Annotated in this window: 15 protein-coding genes and 1 other RNA gene; 11 read left to right on the top strand and 5 right to left on the bottom strand. The window is 68.5% G+C overall.

Translation table 11 applies throughout. From position 1 onward, the window contains the following. Positions 1–24: 24 nt before the first annotated feature. From V7067_RS04235 to V7067_RS04220, 4 genes are all read right to left on the bottom strand, one after another. On the bottom strand, positions 25–345 hold the full coding sequence (locus V7067_RS04235; protein WP_334174633.1) for a YbaB/EbfC family nucleoid-associated protein: 321 nt from the start codon (positions 343–345) through the stop codon (positions 25–27). Positions 346–508: 163 nt separating this feature from the next. Beyond that, positions 509–2,554: a DNA polymerase III subunit gamma/tau gene (locus V7067_RS04230; RefSeq protein ID WP_334174632.1), complete on the bottom strand. Its 2,046-nt coding sequence runs from the start codon at positions 2,552–2,554 to the stop codon at positions 509–511. Positions 2,555–2,703: 149 nt separating this feature from the next. After that, positions 2,704–2,801, bottom strand: an RNA gene (gene ffs / locus V7067_RS04225) — signal recognition particle sRNA small type. A 103-nt stretch (positions 2,802–2,904) separates the two neighbouring features. Further along, a complete protein-coding gene (locus V7067_RS04220) occupies positions 2,905–3,438 on the bottom strand; it encodes an EF-hand domain-containing protein (protein ID WP_334174631.1) in 534 nt (177 codons plus the stop codon). Between the two features lie 467 nt (positions 3,439–3,905). Between V7067_RS04220 and V7067_RS04215 the strand changes: the two genes are divergently transcribed. The 10 genes from V7067_RS04215 to ahcY all read left to right on the top strand — a co-directional run bounded on the left by V7067_RS04215 (position 3,906) and on the right by ahcY (position 17,181). Next, the gene (locus V7067_RS04215) at positions 3,906–4,796 is read left to right on the top strand and encodes a DMT family transporter (protein ID WP_334174630.1); all 891 of its coding nucleotides are present in this window, start codon (positions 3,906–3,908) and stop codon (positions 4,794–4,796) included. A gap of 218 nt (positions 4,797–5,014) precedes the next feature. After that, positions 5,015–6,220, top strand: a complete 1,206-nt coding sequence (gene zapE / locus V7067_RS04210; RefSeq protein WP_334174629.1) for a cell division protein ZapE — start codon at positions 5,015–5,017, stop codon at positions 6,218–6,220. A 158-nt stretch (positions 6,221–6,378) separates the two neighbouring features. Beyond that, the gene (mdh, locus tag V7067_RS04205; protein ID WP_334174628.1) at positions 6,379–7,341 is read left to right on the top strand and encodes a malate dehydrogenase; all 963 of its coding nucleotides are present in this window, start codon (positions 6,379–6,381) and stop codon (positions 7,339–7,341) included. 166 nt (positions 7,342–7,507) lie between these two features. Next, positions 7,508–8,710 (top strand): ADP-forming succinate--CoA ligase subunit beta, encoded by a 1,203-nt coding sequence (gene sucC / locus V7067_RS04200; RefSeq protein WP_334174627.1) that lies wholly within the window; start codon positions 7,508–7,510, stop codon positions 8,708–8,710. Further along, on the top strand, positions 8,710–9,594 hold the full coding sequence (gene sucD, locus V7067_RS04195) for a succinate--CoA ligase subunit alpha (protein ID WP_334174626.1): 885 nt from the start codon (positions 8,710–8,712) through the stop codon (positions 9,592–9,594). The genes sucC and sucD overlap by 1 nt, the downstream gene beginning before the upstream one ends. Positions 9,595–9,972: 378 nt before the next feature. Continuing rightward, positions 9,973–12,945, top strand: coding sequence for a 2-oxoglutarate dehydrogenase E1 component (locus V7067_RS04190; RefSeq protein WP_334174625.1), 2,973 nt, complete (start codon positions 9,973–9,975; stop codon positions 12,943–12,945). A 130-nt stretch (positions 12,946–13,075) separates the two neighbouring features. Next, positions 13,076–14,308 (top strand): 2-oxoglutarate dehydrogenase complex dihydrolipoyllysine-residue succinyltransferase, encoded by a 1,233-nt coding sequence (gene odhB, locus V7067_RS04185; protein WP_334174624.1) that lies wholly within the window; start codon positions 13,076–13,078, stop codon positions 14,306–14,308. Between the two features lie 302 nt (positions 14,309–14,610). After that, positions 14,611–14,889 carry a hypothetical protein gene (locus tag V7067_RS04180; RefSeq protein ID WP_334174623.1) on the top strand — a complete coding sequence of 93 codons (279 nt, stop codon included), beginning with the start codon at positions 14,611–14,613 and terminating at the stop codon, positions 14,887–14,889. 224 nt (positions 14,890–15,113) lie between these two features. Then, on the top strand, positions 15,114–15,527 hold the full coding sequence (locus V7067_RS04175) for an HIT family protein (protein ID WP_334174622.1): 414 nt from the start codon (positions 15,114–15,116) through the stop codon (positions 15,525–15,527). Positions 15,528–15,780: 253 nt separating this feature from the next. Continuing rightward, complete coding sequence (ahcY, locus tag V7067_RS04170; RefSeq protein ID WP_334174621.1) at positions 15,781–17,181, top strand: adenosylhomocysteinase; 1,401 nt, start codon at positions 15,781–15,783, stop codon at positions 17,179–17,181. 101 nt (positions 17,182–17,282) lie between these two features. Here ahcY and V7067_RS04165 read toward each other — a convergent pair whose 3' ends face one another. Continuing rightward, complete coding sequence (locus V7067_RS04165) at positions 17,283–18,137, bottom strand: DUF1989 domain-containing protein (RefSeq protein WP_334174620.1); 855 nt, start codon at positions 18,135–18,137, stop codon at positions 17,283–17,285. Positions 18,138–18,375: 238 nt separating this feature from the next. On the opposite strand from V7067_RS04165, the gene V7067_RS04160 reads away from it, so the two are divergent. Next, a partial coding sequence (locus V7067_RS04160) for a PAS-domain containing protein (protein ID WP_334174619.1) occupies positions 18,376–20,321 on the top strand: 1,946 nt, incomplete at its 3' end.

Genomic DNA, 20,321 nt, shown 5'->3' with positions numbered 1-20,321 from the left:
GGCAATCGTCTTTCCGAAAGCGGCTCAGAACGGCAGCTTGATGCCGGGCGGCAGGCCGATCTCGCCCATCAGCGCCTGCGTGCGTTCGGCCAGCAGATTTTCCGACTTGGCCTTCGCTTCCGCATGGGCGGCGAGGATCAGGTCTTCCAGAATCTCTTTCTCTTCCGGCTTCAGCAGCGAGGGATCGACGGAGATCGCCTTCAGGACGCCCTTGCCGGTCAGCGTCACGGTCACGAGGCCGGCGCCGGCCGAGCCTTCAACCTCGATGGCCGCCACTTCTTCCTGAAGCGTGCCCATGCGCTCCTGAAGCTGCTTCGCCTTCGTCATCATCTTGAGAAAGTCCATCGGACCCTATCCTTCCCGTTCCTGTCTTCTGCGCCGGCGTGCCTGCGCGCCGCACCGCCGGCCGGCGGCACATGGGCAGCACATGGCGGCGGCACATGGCGGAGATATCCTCTCCCGCGGGCCATCCTGCAACCCCGGCGCGGCGACCGGCCGCGGCGATGCCTCACAGCCGGTCGAAATCGAAATCGTCGTCGAAGGCGCGCTCGTCGGTCTCAAGGCCCGCGTCGTCGGCACCGAAGCCGTCGTCGTCGGCCTCCGGCGGGGCCGGCGGCAGGCCGGCGGCGGCTTCCTCGCCGGCGTTGATGCGCACATTCACGATCTTCGCCCCCGGAAAACGCACCTGCACCGCCGCCACGAGCGGATCGTGCTCGGCATCGCTGCGGAAGCGCTCCGTGGCCTCGGTGCGCTCCTCGTGGAGCGTGCGGCCGCCGCCCTCGCGGGTCACCGTCACCACGAAACGCTGGCCGGTCCAGTCCGTCAGCTTGCGCGCCAGTTCGTTGGCAAGGTCGGGCGGCGCATCCGCCGTCGGCTCGAATTCCAGCCGCCCGGCCTCCAGCCGCACCGGCCGAACCTGCCGTTCGAGCGCGAATTTCAGCCGGATGTCGCGTTTCTCGGCCGCCAGCGCCGCGATGTCGGCCACGGAGCCGAAGGTCACGGCCGGGGCCGGCTCAGCAACGGGCGCAGAGCGCGGCGCGGGCGCAGGCACGGCGCTGCCGGACGGCGCGGCAAGGCGCAGCGCCGGCCGCGCAGGGCCCTCGCCCGGCGCACCGCCGGCCGGCCCGGCGGAAACCGCATCGGCCAGCCCCCCGCCGCCCGCTGCCCGCACGGCCCGCGCCCCGGAGCCGGAAGGCCCGCCGCCGGGCACGCCGGCGCCGCCGGCCGTGCCGCCCGATGCCAGCATCTGCCGCAGCGCCTCATCCGGCGTCGGCAGGTCGGTGACATAGGCAAGACGGATCAGCACCATTTCGGCCGCCGCCAGCGGCCGCGGCGAGCCCTGAACCTCGCCGATCCCCTTCAGCAGCAGTTGCCAGGCGCGCGACAGCACGGCCACCGTCAGCTTCCGGGCAAAGTCCTGCCCGCGGCTGCGCTCCGCCTCCGTCAGGGCGCCGTCGGCGGCGGCCTCCGGCACGATCTTCAGCCGCGTGACGAGATGGACGAACGACGCCAGATCCGACAGCACCACCGCCGGATCGGCGCCGATATCGTATTGTGCGCCGAGTTCCTTCAGCGCCGCGGCGGCATCGCCGCGCATCAGGTGGCCGAACAGATCGATGACGCGGGCGCGGTCGGCCAGCCCCAGCATGGCGCGCACTTCATCGGCCGTCACCTGCCCGGCGCCATGGGCAATGGCCTGATCGAGCAGGGACAGGCTGTCGCGCACCGAGCCTTCGGCGGCGCGCGCGATGAGCGCCAGCGCCTCGCCGTCGACACTCACGCCCTCTTTCTCGGCGATGCCGGCAAGATGGCGGATCAGCACCTCCGCATCGACGCGGCGCAGGTCGAAGCGCTGGCAGCGCGACAGCACCGTGACCGGCACCTTGCGGATTTCGGTGGTCGCGAACACGAATTTCACATGCTCGGGCGGCTCTTCCAGCGTCTTCAGCAGGCCGTTGAACGCCGCCGTGGAGAGCATGTGCACTTCGTCGACGATGTAGACCTTGTAGCGCGCCGCATTGGGCTTGTAGCGCGAGGCCTCGGTGATCTCGCGGATATCGTTGATGGAAGTGTGCGAGGCGGCGTCCATCTCGATGACGTCGACATCGCGGCCTTCCATGATGTCTTCGCAATGGGTGCCGGGCACCGGCATGTGGATGGTCGGCCGGTCGACCTCGCCGGGCACCTCGTAGTTGAGGGCACGGGCGAGAATGCGGGCGGTGGTGGTCTTGCCCACCCCGCGCACGCCGGTCAGCATCCAGGCCTGCGGAATGCGGCCCGAATCGAAGGCATTCGACAGGGTGCGCACCATCGGTTCCTGACCGATGAGATCCTCAAACGACCGCGGACGGTATTTGCGGGCCAGAACGCGATAGGGCGTGGCGCGCGGCGCCGGCACCGGATTGGCCGCAGCCGCGTCGCCGAACAGGCGCGCCGTCTGCGTGTCGGTTTCGCTGGCGGAAAGATCGCCGGCAGAAGAATCGCGGGGGGAAAGATCGCCGGCGGAATTTTCGCCGGGCGGCAGGCCATCGCCGGGCAGGCCTTTTCCGGGCAAGCCTTTTCCGGGCAGGTCTTCTCCGGGACGGTGCGCGTCGCCTGCGTTCATCGCCCGGTATCCTCCCGCACCGTGGAGACCGCACCGTCAGGCAACGGAACCCCGCATGAACGACGAGACGATCCTGAAAACTCAGCCCTGAAGCTCAAGGTGGGAGGCTGGACAATGACCCGTGCCGAACTCGTTGGGGCTGCTACCTTCCGGTCCTGACCCGGTTGGCGAGGGACCCGTCCACCACCAACCTCCCGCCCCCTATATCGTCGAGAGCCGGGCGCTTGGCAAGGCCCGCCGGGCGGGAAAACACCCCCGGCCCACAGGGCGGACCCGGCCCGGGGCGGCCGGCGGCGGCCTCAGTTGAACTCGCCCGGCGGCACACGGCCGTGATTGGCGCGGTCGGCGGCCGGCGAGCGCGGCGGCGGCATCGCCTGCATTTCCTCCAGCGTCACGACGCCGTCGCCGTTGCGGTCGGCGCGCACGAACCACCACTCCAGAAAGGAAGAGACATAGCGCGAGCGCGACACCCGCGGCCCCTGCAGGGCGTCGGTCTGGCCCTGAATCCAGTGCTGCCGGCGCTCCGGCGGCCAGGCGGCCGGGTCTGCCGCCGCCCAGGCCGCCACAGTGGCCGCGATCTCGGCCCGGTCGATATAGCCGTCGTGATTCTGGTCGATCTCGTCGAACGCCTTCGTGCGCATCGCCCGCGCCCCGGCAAGGGTGATGCGACCGTCGTGATCGGCATCGAGCCAGCTGAAGATCTCGATGTTGCGCCGGGCCTCGGCATCGTCGGCCCGCGCCCGCGCAGCCGGCAACAGCAGCGCCGGCAACAGCAGCGCCGCCAGCAGGCCGCGCCCGAACCCGGCCGCCCGCCCGCGCCGGACCGGAGACATTTCGCTTCGCAAAGCCCCGAACTCCCCTGACCGGATGCAGCCCCGTCCGGGCCGGCCCGCGCGCCCCCGCGTGCATCGCCCTGCAGGCCTCACGGCACCCCGCCCGCCCCGGCCGGCGCGACGGTTCCCGGACAGCCCGAATTTCCCCGGACAGCCCGAATCTGGCACCGGCCCGCGCCCGCGCACAAGCAGCCGCAGGTCGCGATGCACCGGGTGCGGCAATCGCAACCGGGAAAGCGGCGCGCCGGAACCGGTTCGCCGCCGGGATTCGCCACAGGGCGCCGCAGGCGTGGCGCCAAAGGGGAGGGGGGCGCCGCAGGCGCGGCGCCGCAGGAGGTTCGTCGCAGGGGTGGGGCGCCGCAGGCGCGGCGCCACGGGGGGTTCGCCGCAGGGCGCCGCAGTGCTATGGCTCGCCCGCCCTGCCGCCGCAGCAACCGTTACGGTCTCCTCCCTTTCCGGTCTCGTTCATGTCGCGCCTGTCCGCCAATGCCCTGCTGCTGCTCGCCGCCGCCATCTGGGGCGGGGCCTTCGTGGCCCAGTCCAATGCCATGGCGCATCTCGGCCCCGGCTGGTTCACCGGGCTGCGCTTTCTGCCGGCCCTGCTCGTCGTCGCCCCGATGGGCGTGATCGAGGCGCGCCGCGCCGCCCGCCCGCTCGCCCGGCGCGACTATCTGGCGTTGCTGCCGCTCGGCCTGTCGTTCGGCATCGCCTCGCTGCTGCAGCAGGTGGCCATCGTCACCACCAGCGTGACCCATGTCGGCTTCCTGACCGGGCTCTATGTGCTGTTCGTTCCGCTGATCGAGATCGTGGTGCTGCGCCGGCGGCCGCATTTTCTCGTGCTGCCGGCCGCCGCCTGCGCCATCGCCGGCACATGGTTCCTCGGCGGCGGGCTGGACGGGCTGACGACCGGCGACCTGCTGACCATTGCCTCGGCCTTCGGCTTTGCCGTGCAGATCATCCTCATGGACCGCTTCGTGCGGCGCACCGGCCGGCCGGTGGCCGCCGCTCTCGGCCAGTCGCTGTTCGGGGCCGCCACCGGCGTTCTGGCTGGGCTGGGCGAACCGCTCTCGGCCGGCGATGTCATGGCCGTGCTGCCGGAGCTGCTCTATGCCGGCGCCCTGTCGGGCGGTGTCGCCTACCTGTTGCAGGCCATCGGCCAGCAGCGCACGCCGCCGGCCGATGCCGCGGTGATCCTGATGTCGGAGGCGCTGTTCGCCGCTCTCTTTGCCGCCGTCCTCATCGGCGAGCGGCTGTCGCCCGCCGGCTGGACGGGCTGCGCCCTGCTGTTCCTCGGCCTCGTCATCGTTCAGCTCGGCCCGCTCATCATGCCGCGGCGGGTCCGGCCGCCGGAATCTTGAGAAAAAGGAACGGATCCGACAAAAGTCTGATGCGACAGGCCGGCGCGCACGCCCGCGGGCGGTTCCGCAACCGCGGGAAATCGTCTAAAGCGGTGTTGCCGTTTTGCTGCTTCGCAACAGGAAATCGCTTCCGAACCCGTTCAGGCCCGATTTCTCCGCACCCTTGTTTCCGCATCCGGCGTCCCGCACGGGCGCCGATCTTGAAGGCAGATATTTCCGTGACCGAGCGGCTCACCCAGAAGCCCGGCGTCAAGGACCGCTACCTGGCCCTGGTGGCGGCAGGCGAGATTGCCCGCGACGACGCCCAGATTGCCATTGCAGAGCGGCTTGATGACCTGATCGAACGCCTCAGCGAAGAATCGATCGCCACCAAGAAGAGCGCCCTCGGCTGGCTGTTCGGCCGCGACCGCGGCAAGGGGCACGCGACCCCGATCATCCGCGGGCTCTATGTCTGGGGCGAGGTCGGCCGCGGCAAGACCATGCTGATGGACATGTTCTTCGCCGCCCTGCCCACCCATTCCAAGCGGCGCATCCACTTCCACGGCTTCATGCAGGACGTGCACGAGCGGATCTACCGCGTCCGCGCCGCCATCGCCGACGGCAGCATGAAGGGCGACGACCCGGTGCCGCCGGTGGCCGCCGAACTGGCCGCGGAAGCCCGCGTGCTGTGTTTCGACGAGTTCGCCGTCACCGACATCGCCGATGCCATGATCCTCGGCCGGCTCTTTACCGAGCTGTTCGCCCGCGGCGTCATCCTCGTCGCCACCTCCAACGTCGATCCCGGCGACCTCTACCGCGACGGCATCAACCGCGGCCACTTCCTCGGCTTCATCGCGCTCCTGAAACGCCATGTCGACGTGCTGCGCCTCGATGCGCAGGGCGATTACCGGCTTGAGAAGCTCGCCGGCCAGCCGCTCTACTTCACCCCGCTGGATGCCCGGGCAGAGCATGCCCTCGACCGGCTGTTCCTCGGCCTCACCGGCCGCGCCCGCGGGGCGCCGTCGGAAATCAGCGTCGACGGCCGCCGCGTGCCGGTGCCGGAGGCCGTGGACGGCGTGGCACGGTTCCATTTCCGCGATCTCTGCGAGGCCGCCCTCGGCCCGCACGACTACCTCGCCATCGCGCGGCGGTTCCACACGGTGGTGCTGTCCGGCGTGCCGGTGCTGACGCCGGACACCCGCAACGAGGCCAAACGTTTCATCACGCTGATCGATGCGCTCTACGACGGCCATGTGCGCCTGCTGATCTCGGCGGCCGCCGAACCCGATGCCCTGTTCCGGGGCCGGGATTCGACGGAAGCCTTCGAGTTCCAGCGCACGGCCTCGCGGCTCATCGAAATGCGTTCGGCCGCCTACGTCGCCGCCTGCGAGGCGGAAGACGAGGCGGGACACTCGCCCGCCAGCGCCGCAGGAAACAGGCGCTGACGGTCGTTCGCTACCTCGCCCCCCGCGGATGGTTCATAGGACCGTCGGCGGTGGCGATTAAACCGCCGGGTTGGCTTGAACAGGTCCGCCAAACGGATTAGTGACGTCAGCCGGAGCGAAGGTTCTGGGTTGCAGCTTACGAAAAGGGAAACACCTCAATGGCGCGCAACAAGATTGCCCTGATCGGTTCCGGCCAGATCGGCGGCACGCTGGCCCATCTGGCCGGCCTGAAGGAACTCGGCGACATCGTGCTTTTCGATATTTCGGAAGGCACCCCGCAGGGTAAGGCGCTCGACCTTGCCGAGTCGTCCCCGGTGGACGGCTTCGACGCCGGCCTTTCCGGCGCCAACTCCTACGAGGCCATCGCAGGCGCGGACGTGATCATCGTCACCGCCGGTGTGCCGCGTAAGCCCGGCATGAGCCGCGACGACCTTCTGGGCATCAACCTGAAGGTCATGGAGCAGGTCGGCAAGGGCATCAGGGACCATGCCCCGGACGCCTTCGTGATCTGCATCACCAACCCGCTCGACGCGATGGTGTGGGCTCTGCAGAAGTTCTCCGGCCTGCCGGCCAACAAGGTCGTCGGCATGGCCGGCGTGCTCGACTCGGCCCGCTTCCGCTATTTCCTCGCCGAAGAGTTCAACGTGTCGGTCAAGGACGTGACCGCCTTCGTGCTGGGCGGCCACGGCGACGACATGGTGCCCTCGGTGCGCTACTCCACCGTTGCCGGCGTGCCGCTGCCCGACCTCATCGAGATCGGCTGGACCACGCAGGAGAAGATCGACGCCATCGTCGAGCGCACCCGCAAGGGCGGCGGCGAGATCGTGGCGCTGCTGAAGACCGGTTCGGCCTTCTACGCCCCGGCCGCCTCGGCGATCGCGATGGCTGAGTCCTACCTGAAGGACAAGAAGCGCGTTCTGCCCTGCGCCGCCCACCTCTCGGGCGAATACGGCCTGACCGACACCTATGTCGGCGTGCCGGTCGTGATCGGCGCCGGCGGCGTCGAGCGCATCCTGGAAATCAAGCTGGATGCGGCCGAGAAGACCATGTTCGAGAAGTCGGTGGCGTCCGTCGCCGGCCTGATCGAAGCCTGCAAGACCATCCAGCCGGCGCTCGCCTGATCGCCGGCCGGAAGGGTCCGCCCTTCCGGTCTTGAAACATCGCCCGGGCCATGCGTGGCCCGGGCCTTGCAACCGGGCCGGAGGGGGAGTGATCGGACCGGCACAGTCGGTCTTCCGACCGCACCGCGCCGGGGTCTGGCCCCGTAGAGTCATACGGAGATTCTCCATGAACATTCACGAGTACCAGGCCAAGGCGTTGCTGAAGGAATTCGGCGCCCCGGTCTCCCGCGGCGTCGCCGTGTTCTCGGCCGAAGAAGCCGAGGCGGCCGCCAACTCGCTCGGCGGTCCGCTCTGGGTGGTGAAGTCCCAGATCCACGCCGGCGGGCGCGGCAAGGGCCACTTCAAGGAAGCCAGCGCCGGCGAAAAGGGCGGCGTGCGGCTCGCCCGCTCGGTCAACGAGGTGAAGACCTTCGTGTCCCAGATGCTGGGCAGCACGCTGGTGACCGTGCAGACCGGCCCGGCCGGCAAGCAGGTCAACCGCCTCTACATCGAGGAAGGCTCCAACATCGTGAAGGAGTACTACCTTTCGATGCTGGTGGACCGCGGCACCGGCCGCATCGCCTTCGTGGTTTCCACCGAAGGCGGCATGGACATCGAGAAGGTGGCCCACGACACGCCCGAGAAGATCGTGACGTTCTCGGTCGATCCGGCCACCGGGCTGATGCCCCACCACGGCCGCACCATCGCCAAGGCGCTGGGGCTCAAGGGCGATCTGGTCAAGCAGGCGAACGATCTCGCCGCCCGCCTCTACGCCGCCTTCGTCGCCAAGGACATGTCGATGCTGGAGATCAACCCGCTGATCGTGACCGATCAGGGGACGCTCAAGTGCCTCGACGCCAAGATTTCGTTCGATTCCAACGCGCTCTACCGCCACCCGGACATCGTCGCCCTGCGCGACCTGACCGAGGAGGACGCCAAGGAGATCGAAGCCTCCAAGTTCGATCTGTCCTATGTGGCCCTCGACGGCACCATCGGCTGCATGGTGAACGGCGCCGGTCTGGCCATGGCCACCATGGACATCATCAAGCTCTACGGCGCGGAACCCGCCAACTTCCTCGACGTCGGCGGCGGCGCCACGAAGGAGAAGGTGACGGCCGCCTTCAAGATCATCACCGCCGACCCGAACGTGAAGGGCATTCTGGTCAACATCTTCGGCGGCATCATGCGCTGCGACATCATCGCGGAAGGCGTGATCGCGGCGGTGAAGGACGTCGGCCTCAAGGTGCCGCTGGTGGTGCGTCTGGAAGGCACCAAGGTGGAACTCGGCAAGAAGATCATCGAGGAATCCGGTCTCAACGTGATCGCCGCCGATGACCTCGACGATGCCGCCGCCAAGATCGTGAGCGCCGTGAACGGGAAGGCCGCCTGATGTCCATTCTGATCGACAAGAACACCCGCGTCCTGACCCAGGGCTTCACCGGCAAGACCGCGACCTTCCATTCCGTCGAGGCCATCGCCTACGGCACCCGCATGGTCGGCGGCACCTCGCCCGGCAAGGGCGGCAGCGTCCATCTGGACCTGCCGGTGTTCGACACCGTGAAGGAGGCCCGCGAGGCCACCGGCGCCGATGCCAGCGTGATCTATGTGCCGCCTCCGGGCGCCGCTGATGCCATCTGCGAGGCGATCGACGCGGAAATCCCGCTCATCGTGTGCATCACCGAGGGCATTCCGGTGCTCGACATGGTGCGGGTGAAGCGCTCCCTCGCCGGCTCCCGGTCGCGCCTCATCGGCCCGAACTGCCCGGGCGTGATGACCGCCAACGAGTGCAAGATCGGCATCATGCCGGGCTCCATCTTCCAGCCCGGTTCGGTCGGTATCGTCTCGCGCTCCGGCACGCTGACCTACGAGGCGGTGTTCCAGACCACGCAGGAAGGGCTCGGCCAGACCACCGCCGTCGGCATCGGCGGCGACCCGGTGAAGGGCACCGAGTTCATCGACATGCTGGAGATGTTCCTCGCCGACGACAAGACCGAAGCGATCGTGATGATCGGCGAGATCGGCGGCGACGCCGAGGAGCAGGCGGCCCGGTTCATCGCCGACGAGGCGAAGCGCGGCCGCAAGAAGCCGATGGTCGGCTTCATCGCCGGCCGCACGGCCCCTCCGGGCCGTCGCATGGGCCATGCCGGCGCCATCATCTCCGGCGGCTCGGGCGGTGCGGAATCGAAGATCGAGGCCATGGAGCGGGCGGGCATCCGCGTTTCGCCCTCCCCCGCCCGCCTCGGCAAGACGCTGGTGGAAGTCCTCAGGGGCTGACGCGGCGACGGGCGCGGACAGGCCCGGCCTGTCCGCGGATCGTTCGCCGGCGTTCGACTTTCGGACTGAGGCATTCAGCCCCACGGCCCGCGCCGGGCGTTCCCAAATAACGGGGCGCCATGGCGCGAGTCGTATGTTATGGACAACGTGCACCCGGCACGGCTGATCGCCATCTGCGCGAGGGCCGGCCGCTTCGCCAGGTGCCGCTGCAGACGTTCAGTTTCACGCTCCGGCCGGCCGGCTACGGCCCCGGAGGTCCGATAACCCCTCATCACGGAGGGGAGGACGGAAGACAGCCGGCCCTGCGAGCGGCCGGCGCGGCTTCTGTTCCGTAGTTCAACCAGCAGGGAGGCTGGTGCCGCGCACCAGTCGAAACCGATGGCACGGCAGGATTCCAACGAGGCGTTCTCTCTCACCTCGTTCCTCTATGGCGGCAATGTCAGCTACATTGAGGATCTTTACGGGCGCTATGAGAAAGATCCCGCTTCTGTCGATGCGGAATGGCGCTCGTTCTTCGCCTCTCTGGGCGAAGACCCCGCGGTGGTGAAGCGGGAGACCGAAGGGGCAAGCTGGAAGCGCGCCGACTGGCCGGTGGTGGCCAACGGCGAGCTGGTCGCTGTCCTCGACGGCAACTGGGCCTATCTGGAAAAGTCCCTCGGCGACAAGATCAAGGCCAAGGCCGACAAGGCTGCCAAGGCCGCCGGGCCGGCCGCACCGGCGGTGACCGAAGCCGACATCCAGCGCTCCACGCGCGATTCCGTGCGCGCGATCATGATGATCCGCGCCTACCGCGCCCGTGGCCATCTGTTCGCCGACCTCGACCCGCTCGGCTTCGACACCGGCGACCATGAAGAGCTGCACCCGGCCTCCTACGGCTTCACCGAAGCCGACATGGATCGCAAGATCTTCATCGACAACGTGCTCGGTCTCGAATTCGCGACCGTGCGCGAGATGCTGGAGATCCTGAAGCGCACCTATTGCTCCACCATCGGCGTGGAGTTCATGCACATCTCCGACCCGGCGGAGAAGGCCTGGATTCAGGCCCGCATCGAAGGGCCGGACAAGCAGGTTTCCTTCACCAACGAAGGCAAGAAGGCCATCCTGCACAAGCTCATCGAGGCCGAAGGCTTCGAGCGCTTCCTCGACCTGAAATTCACCGGCACCAAGCGCTTCGGCCTCGACGGCGGCGAATCTCTCGTGCCGGCGCTTGAGCAGATCATCAAGCGCGGCGGCCAGCTCGGCCTGAAGGAAGTCGTGCTGGGCATGGCCCACCGCGGCCGTCTCAACGTGCTGACGCAGGTGATGGCCAAGCCGCACCGCGCCGTGTTCCACGAGTTCAAGGGCGGCTCCTATGCCCCCGACGACGTGGAAGGCTCGGGCGACGTGAAGTACCACCTCGGTGCTTCGTCGGACCGCGAGTTCGACCACAACAACGTGCACCTGTCGCTGACCGCCAACCCCTCGCATCTGGAAATCGTCGACCCGGTGGTGCTGGGCAAGGCCCGCGCCAAGCAGGATCAGCTCGACGATCATTCGCGCACCGCGGTGCTGCCGCTGCTGATCCACGGCGACGCGGCCTTCGCGGGTCAGGGCGTGGTGGCGGAATGCCTCGGCCTTTCCGGTCTGAAGGGGCACCGCACCGGCGGTTCGCTGCACTTCATCATCAACAACCAGATCGGCTTCACGACGAACCCGCGCTACTCGCGCTCGTCGCCCTATCCGTCCGATCTGGCCAAGATGATCGAGGCGCCGATCTTCCATGTGAACGGCGACGATCCGGAAGCGGTCGTGTATGTGGCGAAGATCGCCACCGAGTTCCGTCAGGCGTTCCACAAGCCTGTCGTGATCGACATGTTCTGCTACCGCCGCTTCGGCCATAACGAAGGCGACGAGCCGGCGTTCACCCAGCCGCTGATGTACAAGAAGATCCGCAGCCACCCGACCACGCTGCAGATCTATGCCGACAAGCTGGTGGCCGAAGGCCTGATGACCGCCGCGGAAGTGGAGGCCGACAAGGCCGCCTTCAAGAACCGGCTGGAGGAAGAGTTCGCCGCCGGCCAGCACTTCTCGCCCAACAAGGCGGACTGGCTCGACGGCCGCTGGACCGGCATGAAGCCGGCGGTGAGCAACGACGATCCCCGTCGCGGCCGCACCGGCGTCGACATCGACGAGCTGAAGCGCATCGGCGAGGCCATCGCGCGGGTGCCGGAAGGCTTCCGCATCCACAAGACCATCGGCCGCTTCATGGAAAATCGCCGCAAGGCGATCGAGACCGGCGCCGGCATCGACTGGGCAACCGCCGAGGCGCTGGCCTTCGGCTCGCTGCTCACCGAAGGCTATCCGGTGCGTCTGACCGGTCAGGACGTGGAGCGCGGCACCTTCTCACAGCGCCACTCGGTGGTGTTCGATCAGGAGAGCGAAGAGCGCTACATCCCGCTGAACAACATCCAGCCGGGCCAGTCGCGCTACGAAGTCGTCAACTCGATGCTGTCGGAAGAAGCGGTGCTCGGCTTCGAGTACGGCTATTCGCTGGCCGAGCCGAACGCGCTGGTACTGTGGGAAGCCCAGTTCGGTGACTTCGCCAACGGCGCGCAGGTGGTGTTCGACCAGTTCCTGTCCGCCGGCGAGCGCAAGTGGCTGCGCATGTCGGGCCTCGTCGTGCTGCTGCCCCATGGCTACGAAGGACAGGGCCCGGAGCACTCCTCCGCCCGTCTGGAGCGCTATCTGCAGCTTTGCGCCGAAGACAACATGCAGGTGGCGAACTGCTCGACGCCCGCCAACTACTTCCACATTCTGCGCCGCCAGATCAAACGCGACTTCCGCAAGCCGCTGATCCTGATGACGCCGAAGTCGCTGCTGCGCCACAAGCGCACGGTTTCGACGCTGGAGGCTCTGGGGGCGGATTCCACCTTCCACCGCCTGCTGACCGACGATGCGGAGAACGGCTCGGGCCTGACCACCATCAGGCTCGTGCCGGATGCCAGCATCCGCCGCGTGGTGATGTGCACCGGCAAGGTCTATTATGACCTGCTGGAGGAGCGCGAGAAGCGCGGCGTGGACGATGTGTTCATCCTGCGCGCCGAGCAGCTTTATCCGTTCCCGGCCAAGTCGGTGGCGGGCTATCTGCAGCGCTTCCCGAATGCCGAGCTGGTGTGGTGCCAGGAAGAGCCGCGCAACATGGGTGCGTGGACCTTCGTGCAGCCCTATCTGGAGTGGGCGCTGGAACAGACCGGCGCCAGGGTCGCCCGTCCGCGCTATGCCGGCCGGCCGGCTTCGGCCTCCACCGCCACGGGCCTGATGTCGACCCACATCGCCCAGCTCAAGTCCTTCCTCGACGAGTCCCTCAACTGAGCCGACGGTGCCGCCGCCCCGCCCTGCCGGGGTGCGGCGGCACCGCCCGCCCTTTCCCGATCAAGACCATCAGCCCCGCCGGCCATCTGCGCGCCCCGGGGCCCCGATGAAGCAGAAAGACTGAAAGATCATGGCGACGGAAATCCGCGTTCCGACCCTCGGTGAATCGGTCACCGAAGCCACCATCGGCCAGTGGTTCAAGAAGCCGGGCGATGCCATCGCGGCCGACGAGCCGCTGGTGGAGCTTGAAACCGACAAGGTCACCATCGAGGTGCCCGCCCCCTCCGCCGGCGTGCTGACCGAGATCGTGGCCAAGGACGGCGAGACGGTTGCCGTCGGCGCCCTGCTCGGCATTCTCGACGCCGCCGGCGCCGCTGCCGCGCCGAAGGCCGCCGCCGCGGCCCCCGCGCCCACCCCGGCCGCTGCCCCGGCGCCTGCGGCTGCCGCTGCGCCCGCCCCGGCTGCCCGGGCCGATGCGCCGCTGTTCCCCTCGGTGCAGAAGATTGCCGCCGAGACCGGCATCAACCCGGCCACCGTGGCCGGCACCGGCAAGGACGGCCGCGTGACCAAGGGCGACGTGCTCGGCGCCCTTGAGCAGATCGCTGCCGCCCCGGCCCCGGCGGCCGCCGCCCCGGCCCGCCCGGCCAGCGCCGCCGCCGATGCCCCCCGCGAAGAGCGGGTGCGCATGTCCAAGCTGCGCCAGACCATCGCCCGCCGCCTGAAGGATGCGCAGGCCAACGCCGCTATGCTGACGACGTTCAACGACGTCGACATGACCGCGGTCATGGAACTGCGCAAGACCTACAAGGACCTGTTCGAGAAGAAGCACGGCGTGCGCATCGGCTTCATGGGCTTCTTCGTGAAGGCCGTGATTCAGGGCCTGAAGGACGTCCCGGCCGTCAACGCCGAGATCGACGGCACCGACCTGATCTACAAGAACTTCTACCACGTCGGCGTCGCCGTCGGCACCGAGAAGGGTCTGGTGGTTCCGGTGGTGCGCGATGCCGACCAGCTGTCGGTTGCCGGCATCGAGAAGAAGATCGGCGAGTTCGGCAAGCGCGCCCGTGACGGCAAGCTCGGCATCGAAGACATGCAGGGCGGCACCTTCACCATCTCCAACGGCGGCGTCTACGGTTCGCTGATGTCGACCCCGATCCTCAACGCGCCGCAGTCGGGCATTCTCGGCATGCACCGCATCGAGGACCGGCCGGTGGTGCGCAACGGCCAGATCGTCATCCGCCCGATGATGTATCTCGCCCTGTCCTACGATCACCGCATCATCGACGGCAAGGAAGCCGTGACCTTCCTCGTGCGCGTCAAGGAAGCCATCGAGGATCCGCAGCGCCTCGTTCTGGACCTCTGAACCATAGCGCTTTTGCGGTTGTGAAGTGACCAGCCGTCCGCCGCGGGAAACGCGGCGGGCGGCCTTTTCGTTGCGGCTCCCCGGCTCTGCGGCGGCGCGGGCTTCAGACGATAAGTTGACTAATCTTTAAGCATAATCTCTGTGACAAAGCCGCCACAACGGATTGGTGCAAGCGCTGCCATCCGCACGGCCGTCTTTGCTGCCTAAGGATTCGTCGTTCTGGCCACAATCCGACCAGAATTCGGGTGTTACCGGATGATCAAGCGGCGGAAAATGAACCGCCGGCTCAAAGGTGGACGCCCATGTCTGAGTCTCTTCGTATCGCGTCGGCGGAAGTGGTCCGCCATGGTATTCTTCACGTCCGCTGGTCCGACGGCTCCGAAGGCATCGTGGACCTGAAGGGCATGATCGCCCGCGGCGGCGTGTTCTCCTTCCTTGAGAAGGATGCGGCGTTCGGCAAGGTGGCCGTGGCTGCCGATGGCCGCGCGGTGCAGTGGACCGACCCCTACGACGACATCATCTCCATCACCGCGGACGCGCTCTATGCCCGCGCCAACGTGATGCGCGATCTGGCGGCCTGAAACACCGGCCTGCCCGCGGAACCGGCGCCGCACGCCGGCCCCCGCACCCCGCTGACGAACGATGGCGCCGCACCGGCGCCATTTTCATTTCCGCCCGGCCCGTAACCGGCCTATCAAGGCCGGCGATGACAACCGCAGCCCGCCCCCCGCGCGCCGCGCCGCACATGGCCGGGCGCGCCGGCGATGCGGGGCATGCGGAACCAGTGCCGCAGGGAGCAGGGCCGATGAGCGTGCCGTTTTCGTTCGATCCCCGTCTGGAAGCCGACAGCGTGCCGGTTGCCGATCTGGCCCTCAGCGCCGTGCGCCTGTCGCGCGACGGGGCCTATCCGTGGGCGATCCTCGTGCCGCGCCGGCCGGGCGCCACCGAACTGATCGACCTGACGGCGCCGGAACGCGCGCTGCTGATGGAGGAGATCGCGCAGGTCTCCGCCGCCCTGAAGGCGATCACCGGCTGCGACAAGCTCAATGTCGCCGCCATCGGCAACGTGGTGTCGCAGCTGCACATCCATGTCGTCGCCCGCTTCCGCGACGACCGGGCGTGGCCCGGCCCGATCTGGGGCCGCTTTCCCGCCGCCCCGCGCACGGCGGAAGCCGAGGTCGCTCTCGTGGCGGACCTGCGCGCCGCGCTCGGCGCCTGAGCCGGGGAACCGCGCAAGCCCGGCGCAACGCCATTTTCCGCCGCGCCCCGGACAAGAGGCGGGGCCCGGGACAGAGAAGAGAAATGAGGCATGGCCTGCCTCATATAAAGAAATCCTTATGTCCTTATTGATCCGGCGGCCGCCGCCCCCTATAACGGTCGGCAACCGGGGCTGATCGCTTCAGCCCGCATGGCGCGCGGGTGTTCTGCCCTGTTGTCCGCGCGCCCGTTCTGACCCTTTCCGGGAGCCATTCATGACCACCTTCACCGACTACGTCGTCAAGGACATCACGCTGGCGGACTGGGGCCGCACCGAGCTCGACATCGCCGAGACCGAGATGCCCGGCCTGATGGCCACCCGCGCCGAGTTCGGCCCGCTGAAGCCGCTGAAGGGGGCCCGCATCGCCGGTTCCCTGCACATGACCATCCAGACCGCCGCGCTGATCGAGACGCTGGTGGAGCTGGGCGCCGAAGTGCGCTGGGCCTCGTGCAACATCTTCTCCACGCAGGACCATGCCGCCGCCGCCATTGCCGCGCGCGGCATTCCGGTGTTCGCCGTCAAGGGCGAGACGCTGGAGGACTACTGGTCCTACACCGACCGCCTGTTCGACTGGGGCAACGGCGAAACCGCCAACATGATCCTCGACGACGGCGGCGATGCCACCATGCTGGTGCTGGTGGGCTCCAAGGCCGAGACCGATCCCTCCGTTCTGGAAAACCCGAAGAACGAGGAAGAGGCGATCTTCTACGCCACCATCAAGCGCCGTCTGGCCGCCAGCCCGGGCTGGTATTCGAAGGTGCGCGCCAGCATCCGCGGCGTTTCGGAAGAAACCACCACGGGCGTGCATCGCCTCTATGAGCTGGAGAAGAAGGGCGAACTGCCGTTCCCGGCCATCAACGTCAACGACTCGGTGACGAAGTCGAAGTTCGACAACAAGTACGGCTGCCGCGAAAGCCTCGTGGATGCCATCCGCCGCGGCACCGATGTGATGCTCGCCGGCAAGGTGGCGCTGGTGTGCGGCTACGGCGACGTCGGCAAGGGTTCGGCCCAGTCGCTCGCCGGCTCCGGCGCCCGCGTGATCGTGACCGAGATCGACCCGATCTGCGCCCTGCAGGCCGCCATGGACGGCTTCGAGGTGAAGACCATCGAGCAGGCGGTGGGCGAGGCCGACATCTTCGTCACCACCACCGGCAACCGCGATATCATCACCCTCGACCACATGCGCGCCATGAAGGACATGGCGATCGTGTGCAACATCGGCCACTTCGACAACGAGATTCAGGTCGCCTCCCTGAAGAACTTCAAGTGGAAGAACGTGAAGCCGCAGGTGGACCTCATCGAGTTCCCCGATGCCAAGCGCATCATCCTGCTGTCGGAAGGCCGCCTCGTGAACCTCGGCAACGCCACCGGCCACCCGAGCTTCGTGATGTCGGCGTCGTTCACCAACCAGACGCTGGCGCAGATCGAGCTGTTCACCCGCGGCGAGCAGTACGAGAACAAGGTCTATGTGCTGCCCAAGCACCTCGACGAGAAGGTGGCCCGCCTGCACCTTGCCAAGCTGGGCGTGACGCTGACGGAGCTGACCGACGCGCAGGCCGCCTATATCGGCGTGACCAGGGAAGGCCCCTACAAGCCGGATCACTACAAGTACTGAGACCAGTTGCCGGCCGGTGCCGCTCTTCCGGGCGGCCGGCACGGAACGACCGGCCGGGCCGGGGCGCATGCGCTCCGGCCCGGTCTGTTTTCAGCCCCCGCTCAGCCGGCCCACGGCGGCGTTTCAGGCCGCATGCCGTGGGCACCGCGATAGGCCTCAAAGGCAAAGCCCGGTTCCTGCCAGCCCTCCAGCAGGCTTTCGTCGAGGCTGTAGATCTCCACCCCGATCGGGCGGCACACCTCCAGCGGATCGCGCGCCTCCGGCCCCCACAGCGGCACGGACAGATCGCCGCCCGGGCAGGTGGAAAGGGCGCACAGCAGGTCCGTTTCGGCAAAGAACTCCAGATAGTCGCCGGGTCTGGCCGGACAGTCGCGCATGAAATACTGGTCGCGCGAATTGAGCCCGGTGCACTGGAACACGTTCAGCACATCGTGCACGTCCATTTCCGTCAGGCCGTGGGGCGCCACCGCGCGCGTCAGGTTGGAGTGGCAGCAGAAGTCGAAGTCCTCGCCGGTCAGCATGCGGTTCACATAAGGGTCGCAGCGCGTGCCGAGCAGGTCGTGGACGCGGCCGCCATACGCGTCGACGCCGTACCCGGCGAGGGTGTCGGCGGTGATCGTCGCCAGCGGGCGCAGATAGGGCAGGTTCGACCACAGCCGGTCGAACGTCGTCACATGGGCGGCCTGCAGCTGACGGGTGCGCGCCGCCCACAGCCGCTCGCGCGGGTTCGCCGCGCTCCAGATGTTGAGATCGCCGACCTGCGGCCCCTCTTCGGTGGTGATGCGGAAGACGTGGCCCTTCGGCACCTTCCACGCCCGCCCGGTGCGGATTGGGATGATGAAGCGCCCGGCCAGCGTGCGGGCATCGACGGCGCCGGCGATGCGGCCGTAGAACGCCCGGTCGACGGCAAGCGGCGAACCTTCGCTGGCCTGATAGGCGGCGGGAAAATCGGGCATGGAGCGGAGCCTCTGCGCGGAAACGGAACCGCCCCAGCCAACACCCGGACCGGACCTGCGACAAGAGGCGCCGGCCGGCGATGTGTGGACATGAGGACACGGTGAACGGTTCGTAAACTTTTCCCGGCAAGGATCGCGGCGAGGACTCTTTACGGGCAGGGGCGCCGCCGGGCTATGGTGCCGGAAGGCGTGATTCGTGTGTTCCCGTAACAGTCCGGCGGCTGAAGGAGAGTGGCGCGTGAAGCGGAGCGGTCCGCACCAGCGACAGCGTACTGACGCGCGCCCGGCTCTTGCCGGCGGCGCGGCGGCGCTCGTGCTTGCCGGCTCGGCCGGCGCGGCGCAGGCCGCGGAAGGAGCGGCGGCGGGCTTTGCCGCGCCGCTTCCGGTGCTGGCCGCGGCCACGGTTGCCGGCTCGCTTGGCTTTGCGGTGGCCTGCGCGGTGGCCTTCCTGCGCGCCCGCGCCGGTGCGGAGGCACGCGCCGCCGAACTGGAAGACGCGATGGCCGCCAACAACCGGCGCACCCAGCGCGCCGAGGCGATGGTCGATCTCGACGACCAGCGCACCGTACTGATCCGCGCAGCAACCCCGCCGGAGGTGGCCGGCCGCCTGCCGCCGGGCGCCGGCGCACCGGCCGATCCGGCGACCTTCACCGATTTTGCAAGCTGGCTGACCCGCGGCTCCGCCGACCAGCTGTTTGCCGCCATTCAGGCGCTGAAGCAGGGCGGCGCCCGCTTCAGCCTCACCCTCGGCACGCTGCGCGGCACGGTGGTGGAAGCCTCCGGCCGCGCCGGCGCCGGCGGCGTGCTGATCCGCTTCCGCGACATCGGCGAGGAGCGCCGCCGCCTCGGCGTGCTGGCGGAGGAAAACGCCCGCCTTGCCGGCGAGACCGCCGCGCTGCGCACGCTGGTGGAAAGCCTGCCGCATCCGATCTGGGTGCGCGACGGCGACGGCCGGCTGGTGTGGGTCAACACCGCCTACGCCCGCGCGGTGGAGGCGGCCGATCCCGACACCGCCGTTCTGGAGCAGGCCGAACTCATCGACACCAAGGACCGTCACCGGCTGGGCGAGGCCCGGCGCGAGGCGGCCAGCGGCGAGGCCCGCGAGCGCCTTGCCGCCATCAGCGCCGGCGAGCGGCGGGTGTTCGATGTGGTCGAGGTGGGCACCAGCCGCGGCACCGGCGGCATTGCGGTGGACGTGACGGAACTGGAGCGCATCCACGGCGCGCTGAAGCGCACGCTGGAGTTCCACGCCCGCACACTGGACGGGCTGGCCACGGCGGTGGCCATTTTCGGCGCCGACCGCCGCCTCACCTTCTACAACGCCGCCTACCGGGCGCTGTGGGGGCTGGAGCCGGCCTTCCTGGAGAGCAACCCGGAAGACGGCGCCGTGCTGGATGCGCTGCGCGCCGCCCGCAAGCTGCCCGAGCAGGCCAATTTCCGCGCCTGGAAGACGGAGATGCAGTCGGCCTACCGCGCGGTGGAGGCAAGCGAGCACTGGTGGCACCTGCCGGACGGGCAGACGCTGCGCGTCATCGCCAACCCGCACCCGCAGGGCGGCGTGACCTATGTCTACGAGAACGTGACCGAGCGGCTCGATCTGGAAAGCCGCTACAACAACCTCATCCGCGTGCAGGGCGAAACGCTCGACCATCTGGCCGAGGGCGTGGCCGTGTTCGGCTCCGACGGCCGGCTGCGGCTGTGGAACCCGGCCTTTGCCTCCATCTGGGGGCTGGATGAGACCCGCCTTGCCGGCCGGCCGCATGTGGCGGAGGTGACCCACGCCTGCGGCCCGCTCGACCCCGCCGGCGCAGCATGGCCGGAAATCGCCGGGGCGGTGACCGGGCTTGCCGACAGCCGCGAGCGCGTGGCCGGCCGGCTGGAGCGGCCCGACCGCACGGTGATCGATTTCGCAACCGTGCCCCTGCCGGACGGGGCGACACTGGCGACGTTCGTCAACGTCACCGACTCGGTCAAGGTCGAACGCGCCCTCGTCGAGCGCAACGAGGCCCTTGTGGAGGCCGACCGCCTCAAGGACACCTTCATCCAGCACGTTTCCTACGAGCTGCGCTCGCCGCTGACGACGGTGATCGGCTTCGCGCAGCTTCTGGCCGATACCCGCTTCGGTCAGCTCAACGACAAGCAGCGCGAATATACCGACTACATCCAGTCGTCGGCCTCCTCGCT

Origin of the sequence: Pseudoxanthobacter sp., assembly GCF_036822375.1 — a bacterium.
GTDB lineage: Bacteria > Pseudomonadota > Alphaproteobacteria > Rhizobiales > Segnochrobactraceae > Pseudoxanthobacter.
The sequence above is the reverse complement of the archived record's forward strand: the minus strand, read 5'-3'. Positions and strand labels throughout refer to the sequence as shown.